General features: G+C 55.5%; 17 protein-coding genes. 5 read left to right on the forward strand and 12 right to left on the reverse strand.

What is annotated here, in order from left to right; all coding sequences use genetic code 11:
* The first annotated feature begins 421 nt into the window (after positions 1-421).
* The 3 genes from tgt to QFX31_RS00135 all read left to right on the forward strand — a co-directional run bounded on the left by tgt (position 422) and on the right by QFX31_RS00135 (position 3613).
* The gene (gene tgt, locus QFX31_RS00125) at positions 422-1627 is read left to right on the forward strand and encodes a tRNA guanosine(34) transglycosylase Tgt (protein ID WP_348530133.1); all 1206 of its coding nucleotides are present in this window, start codon (positions 422-424) and stop codon (positions 1625-1627) included.
* Positions 1617-2402 (forward strand): VUT family protein, encoded by a 786-nt coding sequence (locus QFX31_RS00130; protein WP_348530134.1) that lies wholly within the window; start codon positions 1617-1619, stop codon positions 2400-2402. The genes tgt and QFX31_RS00130 overlap by 11 nt, the downstream gene beginning before the upstream one ends.
* Before the next feature lie 86 nt (positions 2403-2488).
* On the forward strand, positions 2489-3613 hold the full coding sequence (locus QFX31_RS00135; protein WP_348530135.1) for a DUF373 family protein: 1125 nt from the start codon (positions 2489-2491) through the stop codon (positions 3611-3613).
* 164 nt (positions 3614-3777) lie between these two features.
* On the opposite strand, the gene QFX31_RS00140 is transcribed toward QFX31_RS00135, so the two are convergent.
* The 9 genes from QFX31_RS00140 to hpt form a co-directional block, all read right to left on the reverse strand.
* Positions 3778-4452 carry a DUF116 domain-containing protein gene (locus QFX31_RS00140; protein ID WP_348530136.1) on the reverse strand — a complete coding sequence of 225 codons (675 nt, stop codon included), beginning with the start codon at positions 4450-4452 and terminating at the stop codon, positions 3778-3780.
* A 144-nt stretch (positions 4453-4596) separates the two neighbouring features.
* Entirely contained in the window at positions 4597-5361 is a 765-nt protein-coding gene (locus QFX31_RS00145; RefSeq protein WP_348530137.1) for a DUF1614 domain-containing protein, read from the reverse strand.
* Positions 5362-5371: 10 nt separating this feature from the next.
* Complete coding sequence (locus tag QFX31_RS00150) at positions 5372-5977, reverse strand: TIGR00296 family protein (RefSeq protein WP_348530138.1); 606 nt, start codon at positions 5975-5977, stop codon at positions 5372-5374.
* Positions 5978-6318: 341 nt separating this feature from the next.
* Positions 6319-7821, reverse strand: coding sequence for a serine--tRNA ligase (locus QFX31_RS00155; protein ID WP_348530139.1), 1503 nt, complete (start codon positions 7819-7821; stop codon positions 6319-6321).
* A gap of 1 nt (position 7822) precedes the next feature.
* A complete protein-coding gene (locus QFX31_RS00160; RefSeq protein ID WP_348530140.1) occupies positions 7823-8041 on the reverse strand; it encodes a KEOPS complex subunit Pcc1 in 219 nt (72 codons plus the stop codon).
* A 5-nt stretch (positions 8042-8046) separates the two neighbouring features.
* Positions 8047-9330 carry a DHH family phosphoesterase gene (locus QFX31_RS00165; RefSeq protein WP_348530141.1) on the reverse strand — a complete coding sequence of 428 codons (1284 nt, stop codon included), beginning with the start codon at positions 9328-9330 and terminating at the stop codon, positions 8047-8049.
* 1 nt (position 9331) lies between these two features.
* A complete protein-coding gene (locus QFX31_RS00170; RefSeq protein ID WP_348530142.1) occupies positions 9332-9844 on the reverse strand; it encodes a 30S ribosomal protein S15 in 513 nt (170 codons plus the stop codon).
* 355 nt (positions 9845-10199) lie between these two features.
* A complete protein-coding gene (locus QFX31_RS00175; RefSeq protein WP_348530143.1) occupies positions 10200-10436 on the reverse strand; it encodes a DUF357 domain-containing protein in 237 nt (78 codons plus the stop codon).
* Positions 10433-11005 (reverse strand): hypoxanthine/guanine phosphoribosyltransferase, encoded by a 573-nt coding sequence (gene hpt / locus QFX31_RS00180; protein ID WP_297758916.1) that lies wholly within the window; start codon positions 11003-11005, stop codon positions 10433-10435. The genes QFX31_RS00175 and hpt overlap by 4 nt, the downstream gene beginning before the upstream one ends.
* Before the next feature lie 396 nt (positions 11006-11401).
* Here hpt and QFX31_RS00185 point away from each other — a divergent pair, with 396 nt between their 5' ends.
* Both QFX31_RS00185 and QFX31_RS00190 read left to right on the forward strand, forming a co-directional pair.
* Complete coding sequence (locus QFX31_RS00185) at positions 11402-12028, forward strand: hypothetical protein (RefSeq protein WP_348530144.1); 627 nt, start codon at positions 11402-11404, stop codon at positions 12026-12028.
* A 437-nt stretch (positions 12029-12465) separates the two neighbouring features.
* Complete coding sequence (locus QFX31_RS00190; protein ID WP_348530145.1) at positions 12466-13209, forward strand: response regulator; 744 nt, start codon at positions 12466-12468, stop codon at positions 13207-13209.
* A gap of 101 nt (positions 13210-13310) precedes the next feature.
* Here QFX31_RS00190 and QFX31_RS00195 read toward each other — a convergent pair whose 3' ends face one another.
* The 3 genes from QFX31_RS00195 to QFX31_RS00205 all read right to left on the reverse strand — a co-directional run bounded on the left by QFX31_RS00195 (position 13311) and on the right by QFX31_RS00205 (position 17461).
* Complete coding sequence (locus QFX31_RS00195; protein ID WP_348530146.1) at positions 13311-14015, reverse strand: TIGR00266 family protein; 705 nt, start codon at positions 14013-14015, stop codon at positions 13311-13313.
* 99 nt (positions 14016-14114) lie between these two features.
* On the reverse strand, positions 14115-15986 hold the full coding sequence (locus tag QFX31_RS00200) for an amylo-alpha-1,6-glucosidase (RefSeq protein WP_348530277.1): 1872 nt from the start codon (positions 15984-15986) through the stop codon (positions 14115-14117).
* Positions 15986-17461 carry a glycoside hydrolase family 57 protein gene (locus QFX31_RS00205; RefSeq protein ID WP_348530147.1) on the reverse strand — a complete coding sequence of 492 codons (1476 nt, stop codon included), beginning with the start codon at positions 17459-17461 and terminating at the stop codon, positions 15986-15988. The genes QFX31_RS00200 and QFX31_RS00205 overlap by 1 nt, the downstream gene beginning before the upstream one ends.
* Between the last annotated feature and the right edge of the window lie 108 nt (positions 17462-17569).

A 17569-nucleotide genomic window follows, 5' to 3' on the forward strand; every position in this document is an offset into this window, starting at 1 on the left:
GATGGCTCTGGCATCCTTTTTACATGCGACTGAGGTCTCAGTAATTGCCATAAACGTTAAGAACAAAGCTCATCCAGGCGAATTAGCGGAATAGTGATAATGGCGAAAAATGAAGCTTCACCGGTACCGAAAATCCGGCTCAATCCAGCTTTCCGATAATTCGCCTGGATGAGCCAAGAACAAATTAGCCTCTGACATGAGTACCAGGCAACTCTTGGTGATCCTAAACTTCTGGAGGTCAAAGAGGCTGATTTCAGACTTTGGCCGCTGACGCCACATAATGCGGCACAGTCTTCGATCTTTTCTGTCGCTGACTTCTTATCAGTACATACCGCTGGAATTCAGTCGCACAACGCGAAGTGCTAAATAGCTTATAATGAGCTCCATGTGATTCAGCAAAACCTGTTGGGAAGAGCTGCAGATGTCAGAGCATTTCTCCTTCGAGGTCCTGAAGCGGTCAAGGATGACGCGTGCGAGGCTTGGGGTGATCAGGACGCGCCGGGGGCATATAGAGACGCCCCAGTTCATTCCTGTGGCAACAGTGGCATCTGTCAGGGCTCTCGGATCAGATGATCTCAGGGCTCTTGGTGTGCAGGCGATATTCGCAAACACATATCATCTGCACCTGAGAACCGGAGAGGACCTCATCAGGAGACTGGGCGGGCTGCACAGGTTCATGTCGTTTGATGGCCCTATTTTCACAGACTCAGGCGGGTTCCAGGCTTTCTCACTGGGACTGGGAAGAGAGCACAACATAAGCAAGATTGGAAGCATATTCCCGCATGGAAGACGATCTGCAGAGCGGAGGGAGAACCTGACGAGGATCACGGATGAGGGGGTGGCCTTCAAGTCCCTCATCGATGGCGGATGGCATTTTCTCGACCCCAGGAGCGCTATGAGAATACAGAGCAGGCTCGGATCTGATATCGTAATGGCGTTCGATGAATGCACATCTCCCCTCTCCGATTATGATTACACCAGAGAGGCGATGGAGAGGACCCACCGCTGGGCTGTCCAGTCCTTGAGGCATCACGACAGGAGACAGGCGATATACGGCATCATACAGGGGGGATGGTTCGAGGACCTCCGCAGGGAGAGCGCGGATTTCATAAGGTCGCTGCCGTTCGACGGCATCGCGATCGGCGGCTCACTCGGAAACTGCAAGGCGGACATGCACCAGGTTCTTGACTGGGTGGTTCCCAGGCTGGATGAGCGGCCGAGACATCTCCTTGGAATCGGGGAGATCCCGGATATCTTCGAGTGCGTCGAGAGGGGCGTCGATACATTCGACTGCGTCCATCCGACACGAATCGCACGCAGAGGCAACCTGTACATATCCCCGGCATCTGGAGGATGCCTGGAAAACAAGTTCAGGATAAGCATCAAGTCGTCGAGCTTCAAGGACGATAAAAGACCGGTGGATCCGAGATGTGGATGTCCGACATGCAGGATGTACAGCAGGGCATATCTCAGGCACCTCTACATCTCGAACGAGCTCTCCTACTTCAGGGCTGCCACCGTACATAACGTGTATTTCATGCTCAGGCTGATGGAGTCGATACGGAGATCGATAAGAGATGGGAGGTTCAGCGCGCTCAAGAGAAGGTGGATGAAGAGTGAGCCATGATGTTCGATCTGGCAGAGATCCAGTCGATGAAAAACTCCGTTTATCGCATGACCCTGCATGGAGACCATCTGGCCCCAGGATCCGCATCGATAAAACACAGGCTGCGATTGTACTCTGCGGGCTTTACATATTCTTCTCGCTGGCCGGCAACATAGCCGCGACAAAGGTCACCTACTTCGGGAGGCTCGTCATGGATGCCGGCTTCATATACTCCATGACCTTCACATGGAGGGACCTGATACACAAGCAGCTCGGTAAGAGAGCTGCCATCACCACGATCTGGCTGAGCGCGTTTATCAACCTTCTGGCAGCCCTGTACTTTCAGATAGTGGTTCTGATGCCAGCGGAGCCTGAATGGGCCGCGAATGGAGGGCAGGCTGCGTGGCAGTTCCTCTTCGGGATATTCGAGACATCCGGAGGCCCCTGGTGGCAGTCCATATTCTCCCTCCAGCTCAGGATAGTTCTCGGCTCAGTGATCACCATGGTCATAGCAGAGCTCATCGACACCCAGATATATCACCTCTGGGTCACCGGCTGGGGCAGGAACAGGCCACAGTGGGCCAGGGTCGCGGTGTCCAACGCGATATCAATACCTGTGGACAGCACCTTGTTCCCGCTTATAGCATTCACAGGAATAATCGGATTCGATGCGATGATCCAGATGTTCCAGACGAACATCGTTGTGAAGGCGATCGTCACCCTTCTATCGTTCTGGACGATATACCTGGTGCCGGAGAGGCCGATATTCGAGCAGCATGAGGCAGAACAGAATTGACTCCAGAAATGGTGATACGCTGCCTGAGGGGAAAGCGCTTCCAGAACATAGAATAATTTAAGTAGATTTCTACCCAACGTGGAATCATGGACGTACTGGTGCTCTGCATCGACCGCGATGACGATCTGGGTCGGAAGGCCGGCATAAAGAGCCCCGTGGTTGGAAGGGAGGAGAACCTGAATGCGGCTCTTGCTCTCGGGCTTGCTGATCCGGAGGAGTCCGACACCAACACGATCTTCGGCGGGCTGAAGATCTATGACGAGATCTCCGCAGAACGATCTGTCGAGATAGCGACGATCACCGGCGACGAGAAGGTCGGTCTCAGCGCGGACAGAAAGCTTGCAGAGCAGCTTGAAGATCTCATAGAGCGTCTGGACCCGAAGTCTGTAATTGTCGTATCGGACGGCGCTGAGGATGAGGCGATACTTCCGATCATCCAGTCCAGGATAAAGGTCGACGGCGTGAGGCGCATACTGGTCAAGCAGAATCCGAGCATCGAGAGCACGTACTACCTGCTGAAGCAGGTCTTCACAGACCCGAAGATAAGCCACACGATATTCATCCCACCCGGCCTGGCGCTGCTGATGTTCTCCATATTCTACCTGCTGAACTATCCGAACGGGGCGATCATAGCAATAACAGGCTCTGTCGGGCTGTACCTCCTGTTCAGAGGTCTCGGGCTGGACGATTTCCTGGACGAGACGAAGAAGACGCTGAGAGGATCGCTGTACGCAGGCAAGATATCATTCGTCACGTACATACTTGCCGGGATGCTGATAATAATAGCCACGATCCAGGGCATAGCGAATGTGTGGTACTCGTACAAAGGACCGATATGGTATGGCTACCTCACGCTGATGATGCTCTTCATAAACGCCAGCGTCTGGTGGTACGTCGCGGCAGGCATCTGCGCCAACGTCGGGAAGCTCATAGATATGCACCTTGAGGGTATAAAGGATCCAAGGACGTACTCATACCCATTCTTCCTCTTCGCAACGGGTCTCATATTCTGGGGCGCGAGCATAGTGATACTTGCGAACTTCACCCAGGACTTCAGCATGTCCCCTCTGAGCTCGATACAGTACTTTGCGGTGTGCGCGATGGGGGCCATGGCCACCGCCCTCCTCGGAATAAAGCTCAAGAGCTACATAGCCAAGAGGAATGGGGTGGGCAGAGACCTCATAAAGGAGGGCGTGAAGACGAAGTGCTGACGCGGGAGAATGTTTTTGGTTGCAATTGTGATCTGCTCCCGCATACCAGTCAGCTGTGTGCTGTGGCAAATGGGTATGCGTTCATCAGCACGCCTGCATGTTTTGTACAGGCCACCCGATACCCTCCTCTCCGGCCTGAGGACAGGAGTCTGCGCCCTGCTCTCTCATGCATGATGTCTCTCAGGCTCCCTGCCGGTTCTCTGGAGGAGCACATCGTACAGCCTATCCCAGTTGAGTGTCGTCGCGACACAGCCTGCTGTGGTCAGCGGGACACCTATGGCCGGTATTCCATGGCTGTGGCACATGATGAGCCCCTCCTTTATCTCCATCTCGCATCCCACGCCGACTATGCCCTTCGGATGGTACCTCTGGATGATGCGCTTTATAAAACTCGATCCCGGAACAACAAAAAACCTGTACCCTCTTGACTCAGCGAGCCTCTTCGCCTCAGCTATCCCGCACCTGCCGCATCCCACGCATGTTATCCCCTCAGGCGTGAGCTTTGCAGGGCAATCAACAGATCGAAGGCACTGGGGCATGAAGACGAACCTCTCCCCAACAGGAGTGGCATAGAACTTGCCCCTGTTGATGTAGTTCATCAGCGATATCCCGACATCATCCACGATCTTGTCGTCCGCACGGGCCAGCCAGAATATCGCCTTGACGAAGCTCTCAAGGAGGCTTATGCCTATGAGCATCGGCCTGGCCAGGAAATAACGCCCGGTCCTGAAGGAGATGCCGACGAGCAGCGCGATGATGAGCGAGAGGAGAAGTGAGATTATAAGAGCGAGCACAACTGCCTTCCCAACAAGCAGGTAAACCTGATCGACGTAATTCATCGGGCAAGTCTTGGATATACGTAATATTAATCTTACTTCGCATGAAGTCGTATCAAAGCTCGATGCGATAGGCGATCTCGCAGTGCCTATGGGTTCCTGAGATCACCAGGCTGCTGTGTAGGGCAGCCTGTTATGACACAGGTTCTATGATACCGGTACCCTCCTGGATCTGCAGCTCCCGCCACCCAGCAAACACACGACCAGGGATGCGAGGAGCACAGCCATCACCCCAGTCAGAAATATGCCGTCGAATATGCCTGCTCCGCCTATCGAGAGTGCCAGAGGTCTTGGGTACGCGGATGGAGGGGCAAGGGCTGGGAGAACCCCTGGTGTGAGCAGGTTCATCACATCCGCGCCCAGAAGGGTGCCGATCGATCCGCTGATATAAGCGATCGCCGGCGCGGTTCTGTACCCTCTGCAGAGGATTACTGCTACCAGTGCAGCCGATACCGGAGGTACATAAACTGGAAGAGTTATGCCCACATTCGGTACCGGCTCTGCCATCGTGTACGTGATGAATGCTACGACCACTGCTCCAAAGATGGCTGTGGAGATCGGAGCTCTCCGCCGCCTGAGCAGATCGATGCTTATGAGAACCGGCACAATGCATCCGCCGACGTTGACCAGGAGACGCACCGGATGGAAGCTCACAGGGATATCGGAAGGAATCGCGTTCATCATATCGATCATGAACGCCGGATAGGTTGTTATAACACCGCTGTGCAGCGGGATGTCTATCATGCTTCCGATTATCGAGCCGAAGACCATCAGGCTCGCATGCCAGTGGCCGAATCCGATCTGCTCGAACGCCTCCTCGGTGATGCGTATGAACAGGTATATGAATATAAGAGGGAGGGCCAGCAGCAGGATTACGAGGAGCAGGAGGAAGGGGATCATCAGCTCCAGCATTGCTCATCACTCATTGTGTATCGCATGCGGGCAGCCTCTTCTCGATCACATCGCCATTCGGGGTGGTCTCTGAGAATATCTGGGCCTCGAAGCACTCCACGACAGTATCATCATCGAGCCATGCGTCAACCGGAAGCCCGGCCTTCAGGCATGTCTGGCACAAAAAGTCCACCGAATCGAAGCCGTACTCTGTCGCGACCTGGGGCAGGAGCAGTCCGGAGCACATGCCCCTGGTGACGATCAGCCCGTGCCTCCCGATCTGGACCCGCTCAGGCAGCGTTTTTTTATCGCCATCGATCACCTGGGGCTCCGTGAGCACCGTCACCTCTATCGTTATGTCATCGAGCTCCTCCGGGCGTACCCTGGGAAACCTTGGATCTCTCGTGCCGGCGTTTATCGCGGAATCCACAATCGCCCTTCCAAGCGGGAGGACTGCCCTGGGATAGCCTATGCACCCACGCAGCTCTCCGTTCTTCTCAAGGGTCACGAAAACGCCCCGCCTCTCATCGAAGACTCCATGCAGATACGGATTTATGATCTCCTTCCTTTTGACGTAAGCCGTCAGCGCCTCCCTGGCCAGCCTGACCGCCCTCCTTCCTTCCTCCAGTGTGAGCATGAACAGGGATTGACACACATCGGATTAAAATCTTGTGAACTGGTTGGAGCAGCATGCCTCTTGTTGCACAAACGATTGCGGTGGAGCACACAGATACAAATGAGTATTCCAAAACCCATATTTTGATGTGATGCTTTTGATAAAAATATGCTGCGACATGGACCGCTCTTGCTGTGTTGGATATCCCTTCGAGATAACATCTCTTGATTTCGATTCTGCTCTATTCCCCACGTGTTCCTGAAATTGTCTCCAGGTTGCGGATTTTCATGGCTTATCCAACACAGCAACTGCTCTTGTACAGAATGAAAATATAAATACTAAAATAAAATATGGCTTCGGGGTCAGAGGAACCTGAATCCCCTTGGCATCTCACCGAACCTCTTCCGGAACTCCTCTGGCCAGTTCTCCGGATCCAGACCCTTCTGTCCGAGGAAGACGCTCGTCCACCTCTCAAGACCAACTCCACTGCACCCGCTCCACAGGCTCTCTCCGCTCTGCGACTTCACAGAGAACCCCTTCGGGTACTTCTCCCCGTTCACAGAGAGGTTCTGGAACTCGATCCAGTTGCCGCTGTACGGGAGCAGCGCCTCGTAGTCTATTGTGCCGGCCCCCTCCATCTCGGCTAGGCCTGTCCTGCCCTCCTGCGCCATGAACCATGGAGTGACCCAGGCCATGCGCCAGCGCAGCTCCAGTATCTCCTCGAAGATGTGCCTGTACCTCTCCTTGAGCCGCTCCGCCTCCTCCAGGACCTGCTGCTTCGTGCCCAGCCATACGATCTCGATCCTGTGGAACTCGTCGACGCGCTCTATGCCATGGATGCCTCCGGACTCGTATCTGTGGCTCGTTCCGGACCTGTCGAACACCCTTATGGGCAGCTCATCGTTCGGGAGCGTGGCCCCCTGGAGGAAGACCCAGAATGTGGGGCACTGAGCATAGCACATCCCGCCGATCGGGTAGTCGATCTTCTCCTTTATCAGATCGAGCGGAATCTCATGAGTAACCTTGTAGTAATCGATGACCTCCTCCCAGAACGCCGGGTCCCTGCTCTTCGGAGGGCACACGTAGTAGATCTCAGGGTATACCCCCTGGGCATGCCCGCTCCTCTTCCACACATCCCATGTGTCGAGCTTGGGGAATATCATCTCCCTGTATCCGAGAGGCACAAGAATCTCCTCGAGAACGATCCTCTCGAAGGTCCTGAAGAGATGCGTCGACTGCGGGCCGTGTATCCACTGGCCCCTCGCGGATCCGTGCTTTATCCATCCCCGTTTTAACATCTCCTGCGTGGGATCGCCACTGAATTTGATCTCCCTCGGCGGGCTCTCCCAGAGCAGCTCCCAGTGCTCGGCCTTTCCGCCGTAGCTCTGGAGCTTCTCCTCGAGCAGATTGACGATCCTGTCAGGGATGCGGTTCTCGAGCATCCAGGTCCATCCGCGCTTAGGATCCTCGACGCCCAGAAGGAGCGTGAGGCGCCCATCCTCGTATCTCGACTCCTTCACATAGGGGATCCTGTGGGTTATCGGGCGATCTGACTCGATCTCTATCTCGAACCTGCTGACATCTATACCCCTTATCCCCAGCCTGTGCTTTCTGCCGAGCAGATCTGCCAGCGGTTTTCTGAGCCTCAGAAGGGCATCATGCGCCCTCACATACCTGTCGCTCTCTATCGTTATCTCCAGACGGTCCTCCGCGATCCTCCAGAAAGCAACCCTAGCGCCCATGCCCTCAGGCGCGCCCTTCTTCAGGAGGTCCGCAGCCTGTTTCTCGAAGAACTCAGCGAGATCGCCCTCGGCCCTTGCGGCATCGCCGCTGAGCCTCAGGCTCGCCTCCAAGTGAAATCTCATCTCAAACCTCCGAGGAGCCAATTGCCTCCTCAGCCACCTTGATGTTCATAAGCAGATCATCGACCGTGGACAGCACCGTGCCGATCCTCTCAGCGCTGAGCTCTATGGTCATCTCGTCATCATGCAGGGAGACCTTCATGCTGGGCAGGTTGTCCGGCTCCAGTGCCTCTGATATCTCGCGTGCATCGCTGCCTGAGAAGATGAGCCTTACAGATATCATCGATATCATCGCTTCAGCTGGCCACCGATGATCTCGTTCAGCTTCAGGAGAAACTGCTCTTCGGTGCCGGGCGGTATCGAGGCGCCGCTTGCTATGCTGTGCCCTCCGCCCTTTCCGCCAACGCTCTCCGCGGCCTGTCTCAGCGCCACCGACAGGTCCAGCCCCCTTCTTATAAGGGGCCTGTTGCCCCTGGCGGAGACCCTGACGGTGCCATCTCTGTTGTTCAGAACTACGAGCGGTTTGTCGGTGTACAGATACCTTATGCCGAGACCCGCTATGACCCCGCCGCCGTGGAGGTTCTCTGCTATCAGGTACCTTATGTTCTCCATCTCCTTATTGTTCCTGCGGAGCAGATCGATGCCCGCGAGGATCTCCTTTCTGTAATCCTCTGCGATCCTTCTCGCCTCAGGGAGCGCAGAACTGTCCCGCAGACAGAGCGTCAGGCCGACTCCAGGCCTCTCAAGCCGGCCGCACGCGTTCAGGAGGAGAACGAGCTCGAAGGCGTTCTCGACCACCTCTCTCTTCAGCCGTATCGCCTCTCCAATCACAGAATCCGCAGCAAAGCTCCCCTGCATGAGAAGCTTGAGAACCAGCGCGGTTGATAGCCTCGTGAGCGATTCGCCTCTGAGATCCTCCACCTTCCCATCAACGCCGACCTCTCTCAGGAACGCCCTCACTCTTTCTGGATCTCCTGTGAAGTCGAGCAGCGGCTCGATGGAGCGCTCGAAGACCTTCGAGATCTCGCCATCCTCTGCCATCTTGAGCCCCGGGCGCACCTCGACAGCTCCCGCGGCCAGCCCCTCCTCCAGTATGAGCCTGTTCGCGCCGATCATCGCCTGCCTGTCGCCTATCGCGCCCACAAGCGCAAGCCCTGCGAGGTCCCTGTTATCCCCCATCTTTCTCACGACAGAGTAAACGACACCTGACGCGCTCATCTCAAATGCCCCGTCGATGCCGAAGTTGTGGGGGTTGAGGGAAACGCAGTCGAGAGAGCCGACAGGCCTGTGATGGTCGAGCACAAAGACCTCGCCCTTTATTCCCGATACCACATCAGGCTGGCCGCTGCCCATGTCGCAGAACACTATCGGCGGCTCAAGGTCCTCAACAATATCCGCACTCAGACGCTGCGTCAGCCTGGCCTGGAACGGAATCCCGGAGCGAGCGAGAGCGTTGCAGATCAGGCCTGCAGATGATATGCCATCAGCGTCATCATGTGAGACCACGACGACCCTGTCGCACTGGAGAACTGCCCTAGCTACGGACTCTGCGGCTTTCTCGAACGCCTTCATATCACTGCTTTGATGATATCTGAATCTCCGCGGCCTCAGGCCTGTAATCCCATGTGGCCGGCAGCCTGCCGACCCGCTTGTAGTACTTCACGAGCCTGCGGATCTTGCTCTCAACGAGCTGGAGGGCCCTCTTGTTGTGTATGTCCTTTGTCTTTGGAAGCCTGCCCCCGCTCGTGTCGCTCACAGCACCCCTCGGTAGAGCTCTGAGGAGGTGCCGCCTCAGTCCAAGCGCCTTTCTCATCAGGTTGCTCAGATCCTCAGGTATCTCCGGCAGCGCGTTCCTCTCCCTGAGGAAGCTGCTCAGGCTCTTTCCGAGGATCATCTTGACATTCGGCACGCCATACTGATCCCTGAGCGTGAGCCCGATCATCGCAGTCGACATCCCCCTCTCATGGAGGGTCATTATGGTCTTCTCGAGCTCCTCCTTGCTCACATCACACCACTCAGGCAGCTTGTCCACCAGCGGTGGTCTCGATCTCGATGAACCCTTCTTACGACTATGCATTCTGGCCATTTCAAATCCTCATCATACAATAAGTGCGAAGGCAGAAGGATCATCGTAACTCAGGATAAAAAGCTTGCGCCGTTCGCAGCGGATGCGGTGAGAAATGTATGTGGGAGATGGCAGCGAGCCATTTTCAGGTGGCTCATGGGGTCGAATCGCTGGATATGCGAACTCTGGTGAATCCAATCAATGGCAGTAGGCTCCGTCTCTTTCTACGAGATTACCGTTCCGCTGAATCACCGGTATGAGCCTCTCAGGTTGTACACTTGCATCGAGCTGGAGCATTCGATTCAGGAGGCACATCCCTTAACACCGGTCCCTGTGGTCGATCCTGGCGATCAGCCATCACATGCTGAGAGCCGTGTCAGCCTTTTATCATTCCCAGCTCCTCGCCGATCTCGAGCCACGCCCAGGCCCAGATGACCGCCTCGAATGCCCGGATGAGATCCCCTCTTTCAAGAAAGTACCTCGCGTCGCTGATGTAGGCCTTTATGTTTATCAGAAATCTCTCGTCGCCTCTGCATCTCGAGAGCCTCTCATCGGCCCTCGCGAGCCACTTCTCGGTCTCGCCTCTGAGTTCAGATGCAAGATCTCCGGTCAAGACCTGAACGAGACCTCCTCCACCCTGAATACACGCCTCTCATCCACATCAACCCTCACCATGGTCTTGAGCGGGTAACCGGCAGATCTCACACGCTCAGCACCATCGCCCCTCTCGATCACAACAACAGCATCCCTGATCACAGCGCCTGCAGCCTCCAGGGCCTTCATAACCGCGAGGGCTGTGCCTCCGGTGCTCACAACGTCATCCACGAATATCACGCGATCTCCTTTTTTTATTCCGTTGAGATATATCTTCGATTTGGAGTAGCCTGTGACCTGGCTGACCTCTATCTCCCCGGGCAGTCCGTACATCTTCTTGCGGATTATCACGAGCGGTATGTCTGTCACAAGTGAGAGCGCTCCGCCAATTGGGATTCCCATCGCCTCAACGGTGACTATCTTGTCGACATCCAGATCTGCGATCCTGATTATGTGACAGACGACCTCTCTTATCAGCTCAGGTCTCGTCTCCGGAACCCCATCTGTTATAGGATGGATGAAGTAGTTGTAATCCCCTCTCTTGAACACGGGCGCATCGTAGAGCGACCTCTTCAGTATCTCGAGCAAAGCCAAACGCCTCCATGCACCGTAGCGCGCATGACTTTAAACGGTTTTGGGCCCCGGTTCAGATCTTTGATGCTGGTATTCAATCTGCTACTGCCTGGCGAATCCCTGTGAATCGGCAGAGCTGCAACCTCAGGTCGTGTACTCGTATCACTGGATGGAAATTCAGGAATCAGCATTCTCAGGCACAACATATCACAAATCCTGCGAGGTCGCATGCTGCTGGGTTCAATGATATGAGTACACGACCCAGCCTCACAGAAGGAGTAAAGTCGATCGCTGCCGCTTGGGCTCACCAGAGCTCTCGTCATCGACTATCCTACGGGACTCCGCCTTTCCGGATCAAAGATAATTTAAAGATAAACATCCGACATGCTCACTGCAGAGCCGGGGAGTAGCATGAGCACAGCGACGTTTCTCAGAGTTATCCTCATTCTCCTGATCATAGCTTCTGCTGCGCATGGATCTCCCGGAAACAGCTACCATGAGGAGTACACGAACGTTCTCAGGGTCGCGGGCACGGGGCTCATCGATATCAGCACATCCGCCGTGGACAGGAGATCCGGGCTGGAGTACTACAACGTGATGTACGGCGAGGGCGACTTTGAGATGGACTCCACAAATGAGATATCCACAGCGCCCTCAGCCAGATCTGCCCCCACAAACCTCACCGACACGACGCGCATGACGTATCTCGGCTCGGTACCGCTCGTCGGATTCAAGGTCATAAAATCCAGGTCGATATACGGCGGGATAGGAGCGGAGATCCAGGAGAGCTTCGCGGTGACGGAGATGGACCGGATACAGAGGACATTCTTCGGATCTAGGAACCCGTGCGATGCCATCTCGATGGATGTCTCAGCGAGCTTCAACGGCACATGGACAACGGATGCCGCATGGCACAAGATCTTCGAGAAGAGAGTTCGCGATCACACGAGCTTCCAGGGCAGGTTTGATGTGAAGAAGCTGCTCAAGATACAGGAGAGCGGCCGCCCTCAGCCCAGGTTCAGCGGGATCGACTTCTGAGCGCCAGTTCCATGCCCTCGCGAGCCTGAATGTGCAGGATCAAATCCACTCGATGCCTATCAGGGCCGGTGATGTGGTGTGGAGCAGCTGGCTCTCTCGCCTGCTGACATCACCGATATCCTAAGCATCCAGAGCTGCAGAACCCATGAATCTCCATCCGCTGAGTTCTGATCGATTCAGGCTGTCCAGCAGTCCATGCTATTGGGACACGAGCAGATGGCCACGCCGGCTCCAGAACAGTGGCGCATGTCATCGCGCAGCATGCCGCTGAGCTCAGAGCATCATGCCGGCAGATCTGCAGTTGCAGCGGATTTCTGTGAAATCATTCGGTGGCTGAGATTATGATCTTCCGGTTGACAATCACTTCAAACAAAAAGTTTTTATGAAATGGTACAGATCATCAGTAAAGAGGGGTTACAGAAATTTGGTGAGTTGCCATGGATAATCTCCGGCGGGTTCTTCTTGTTGAGGATAACGATGCCCATGCTGTGCTCATCCAGAGGATATTCGAGGAGAATGGATCGGCCTGGAGCGTCTCGCGCGTCTCGACCCTTGCAGAAGCTCTGAGGTTTCTTGATGAGAACAGGGAGCTACCGCCGGATATTGTCATTGCGGACTACAGGCTGCCGGACGGCACAGGTCTCGATCTCACAAAAGGCGCTGGAAGCCCTGAGGATGTCGGTTTTCCTCTCATAATACTGACAGGCGTGGGATCTGAGAAGCTTGCCGTGCAGACCATGAAGTCAGGTGCCATGGATTACGTCGTGAAGAGCTCTGACGATCTCCGCCAGCTACCTTCAACTGCGAGCAGGATCCTGAAGGAGTGGAAGACCCTGATGGAGAGGAGGAGAACCGAGATGGAGATCGCAAAGTGCGTCTCAGATCTTGAGGCCGATAAACTGAACCTCGATGAGTTCATGGACAAGATCTCGCAGGACCTGGAAGAGGCTATAAGCACCATAAAGGAGACTAATGCTAGGATCAAAAACCGGCTCGGCAATAGCATCGATGACGAGACGCTCAACGATCTCTACAGGATCGAGAGCGCTGCTGATAGGGCTGGCATGCTCACCGACAAGCTCTTCGAGTACCTGCTGCCCCTGTACTTCGACAGCTCCCTCGTGAGGCTCTACATGCAGAACCTGGAGGAGCTGAAGAGCAAGAAGGATAGTGGACCGTAGGTTTGCGCCACGGACCCTTAGATCCTGAACTGCCATTTGTATGCTCGTATAAATGCGATCGTCCCCTCTGGAGGTGACGGGACTCTCCATGATTCGCGAAGTCAGTCGGAGTTGCTCTTCGAGCTGACCACCCTCCCCTGAAGTATTCGATCCGCGAGCCTGGAGAGCGGAAGGCTCTGAAGGTAGACCCTCCCCGGACCTGTCAGCCTCGCCAGGAACAGCCCCTCACCGCCGAAGATTGCATTTCTCACCCCTCCCACGAAACGTATGTCGTAATCCACATCCCTCGAGAAGGCGACGATGCATCCTGTATCGACATTTATCGACTCTCCAGCCCCGAGATCTCTGGTGATCAGAGCGCCTCCGGCATGAATGAACACAGTCCCCCTGCCCTTCAGCCTCTGAAGTATGAAACCCTCGCCACCGAAGAAGCCCGCACCGAGACGCTTCGTGAACGCCACCTTTATCTCCACATCACTCTCCCCGCAAAGGAAAGCTCCCCTCTGGCAGAGCAGCTGACCGTTGATCTCATTGAGATCCAGTGGCAGGATCTTTCCTGGGAACGGCGCGGAGAACGCCAGCCTCTTCACACCATCAGAGCGGTTTGTGAAGCTTGTTATGAAGAGACCATCTCCGGCCACCGCCCTCTTCAACCCCTTCAGTATGCCTCCGGTGGATGCGCTCATCTCTATCCCATCGTCCATGAAGAGCATGGCGCCCGTCTCCGACCTGATGCTCTCGCCCGGAGCCAGCTGGACCTCCAGGACCTGGAGATCATCTCCAAGAATGCTGTATCTGAGACTCATTACAAAACCTCATGTGATGTGCCCCGCTCTCGGTATCGTTGAATATCTTGTTTACCCTGCCCAGGATGAAATCCACAATGATGTTGCATGTCATCCGATTCAGCATCGCCTCTCGATTCCGTTTCTCGCCTCGAGGAACGCGCGTATCACCTCGGCCACAGACCATGCCTGTGATATGCATCCACCCGGCCTGTGCGGTGGATCGCCATCGTACACCTCTGCGATGGTTCCGATGCCGTAGCGGCGCTCCTCGAGAAGCGGCCTGAGGAGGGATAGCGCGTGCATCCTGCTCCTTTTGCTGCACCTGTTTGCCCTGAGGTACGCGGTGATGTACGGCCCGATCAGCCATGGCCAGACTGTGCCCTGGTGGTATGCACGATCCCTCTCCCTGGGAGATCCCTCGTAGCGACCGATGTAGGCAGGATCTCTTGGTGAGAGGGTCCTTAGACCGTAGGGGGTGAGAAGCTCCTCTGTCGCGCATCTCAGAACAGCACGCGTCCGATCCAGAGATAAAAGCCCATGGGAGAACGCGACAGCTATGACCTGATTCGGTCTAATGGATCCATCATATGGGTCTATTGTATCGTAAAGGTACCCTGCAGGGTTCCAGAACCGTTTGAATGAATGCCTGACGCGCTCTGACAGGCCATGCCATCTCCACTCCAGGTTCAGGGCCTCGCTGATCGCCTCCAGCAACCTCAGGGCCTCGTACCAGAGCGCGTTCACCTCAACGCACTTTCCAGCCCTGGGAGTAACGCACCGGCCATCGACTCTCGCGTCCATCCAGGTCGCGCCCTCTGAGGATGCTATGAGACAGTCGGAGTCCATGTATCCCACTGGTGTTCTGCCTGTATAGCATTCGATGATGCTCATCAGCGTCGGCCAGAGCGCCCTGATGAGATCGAGATCTGATGTGAACCTGAAGTACTCACATACAGCTCTTATGAAGAGGAGCGATGCGTCCACTGTGTTGTACGAGCTGGCTCCGAGATCGTTCGGAACGAGGCCGTCACGCACGTGCTCTGAGAATGTCCTGAGCACAGCCCTGGCATCATCAAACCTGCCGGTGGAGAGCAGCAGACCAGGGAGAGAGATCATGGCATCCCTGCCCCAGTCGTCGAACCAGTGGTAGCCCGCGATTATGCTCATGCCGCTGCCGCGCCGAACCAGAAAGCTGTCCGCAGCGATGGCAAGCGATCTGATCTCCTCAGGAAGCATGGATGTGATCATGCGGCGCCGCTTCATCTCACCCTCCAGCATCGAGCCGTTTGCCTCAACCAGCCCCGTGGATGCGGTGATGGTCAGATCGAGCTCGTTCTTCACATCTGCCTCAAACCATCCCGGGCAGAGGAGATCCTCCCTCCAGCCCAGCCCGCGCAGCCTCTCCGCCTCGTACTCGAAGTTGTGGTACCACATCTCCTTTCTCACGTATCTCGCGCGGTCAGAGACGATGTGGAGATCGCATCTCGATCTGAGAAGAGCGCCCCTCTCCATGGCCTCCTGGCGTATCTCAGGCCTTCCAGAGACTGCATGGAAGCATCTCGATGTGACAAGCGGCATGATCCTGATGTGAGCATCTCCGGAGATGTGATACCTTATAACACTCGTGTTCTCCCCCTGAACCATGAAGATCCGCTTTGCGACCTCGACATCGTTCACCCTGTACAGATACGTGGGCACCGGCTCTGCGGTGAACGATTCAAGATACCTGAACCCCTGCGGGTGTACCACACCCGGATACTGATGGTTTGCCAGCTCGATACCGTTAACGGTCTCATCAAGAGAGGACAGGAGGAGCCACCTTTCCACCGGAGGGCTCAGAGACGCTATCAGCAGTCCATGATAGGCCCTGGTGTTCGCCCCGATGGATGTGGATGACGCATATCCTCCTATTCCATTTGTCACGATCCATTCCCTGGATGTTCCATCGCTGTAGTTGATCATGGCCTCACCGTTCTCATTCCACAGCATCACGATTTTTTTGTGGTCCTCTTTATCCTCCTCTTGAATGCATCCAGCAGGGCGCCCCTTAGATCCTCACCCTTCAGTTTGGATGCTCTTCTCAGCGCTCTGGCGAGGCTCTCATCTCCCAGGCTCTGGGATGCCCAGGTGGCGAAGCTTTCGAGGGATGCGTGGTGCTCAAGAGCATCAGCATCAGCTCTGCTGAGCAGGCTCACCATTCCCTGGCTGCTCCAGGCGGTGCCGATCTTTGTGCCATCCTTTGTGGAGAGCACAAACGGATGATCAGCCATGTCAAGGATCCCTGACAGGCGACGGTGAAGGTCTGAGAGCACGCTGAAGTAGGTCACAGCCGCATCATACGGATTCCCGTACGGGCTGAAGTAGCTGTGCACCTCCCCCGGGCCGCCCCCGTGGGTGAATATGTAGTAGAGGTGATCGCTCAGGCCGAGAAGCCTCCATATCCTGAGCATCTCCTCCCCAGCCTCCCGCGATGGGCCCTGGAGCTGCTGGAGGTAGGTGTAGCAGGCCCACTGGAGGGCATTTCCAAGCCAGCAGCTCGTGTCCCTCTCAAGATCCGCCCAGGATCTCGCGCTCCTGACGCTCACCGTGCGCGATGGCTCCACGATCTCAACGATCTCCGAGGGCGTGGAAAATCTCAGGTTCTTCCACTTCAGGATCTCGCCGGGGAGGTATCTCAGGAACTCGAATATCCCGGTCTCAGGCCAGTGATGCTCTCCGAAGGTCTCGTAGTCCATGAAGAGGTTTATGCACCTTCCAGGGGTTGCTGCAAGCCATGCTGCGTACTTGTCCGCGGTGAGCGGGAACTCCTCCCAGCTCCTCGAAGAGAACCTGAAACCTATGTCATCTGTTAGCTGGTAGTTCCTGAGAAGCAGTGAGATTCTCTCGCACCCCTCAGGCCTGTAAACGTGGTTCGGATCCGCGATGACGCCCTCTGCAAATATCCCCCTGTAGCCCATCTGCTCGGCCATCGCCGCGATCTCATCGTTGTATATCAGCTCTGTGTTCTCGAATACGGCTGGCCTGACTCCGAAGGTATCCCACATGAGCTCCCTGTGCATCCTCACCTGCTCGCGGAACTCCTCCCTGTCGAATAGACTTGTGAGCGAATGGTAGTAGGTCTGATCGAGCAGCTCCACGTTGCCGGTATCCACCAGCTCGATGAACGTATCCAGGACATCCGGTCTGTATCTTCTGCACTGCTCCACAAACACCCCTGAGAGGCTGTATGCGACCTTGAACGGACGGTCTGCATCTGAGAAGCGTTTTATGAGATCGAGCATGATCCGGTTTGCAGGAAGGTAGCACTTCTTTGATACCCTCTCGAATATGCTGCGGTTCTCTTTATCATCAAAGTAGAAATCATAATGCGGACCGGACCTTCGGAAGATGCTGCCCGACCAGAAGAAGTCCTTCTTGAGCCTGAACGGCTGATGGACCTCGAAGCAGATGGAGATCTCTGTCATATGATTGAACATCTCCAGTTTATGGATATACTGCTTTGCCCTCGGATCCAAGTCCAGGGTTTGCTGGAAGAAGCATACCACCGTGGGCTCGGATACAACTGTATTCTA

The organism is Methanothrix sp., assembly GCF_030055635.1.
Lineage (GTDB): Archaea > Halobacteriota > Methanosarcinia > Methanotrichales > Methanotrichaceae > Methanothrix_B.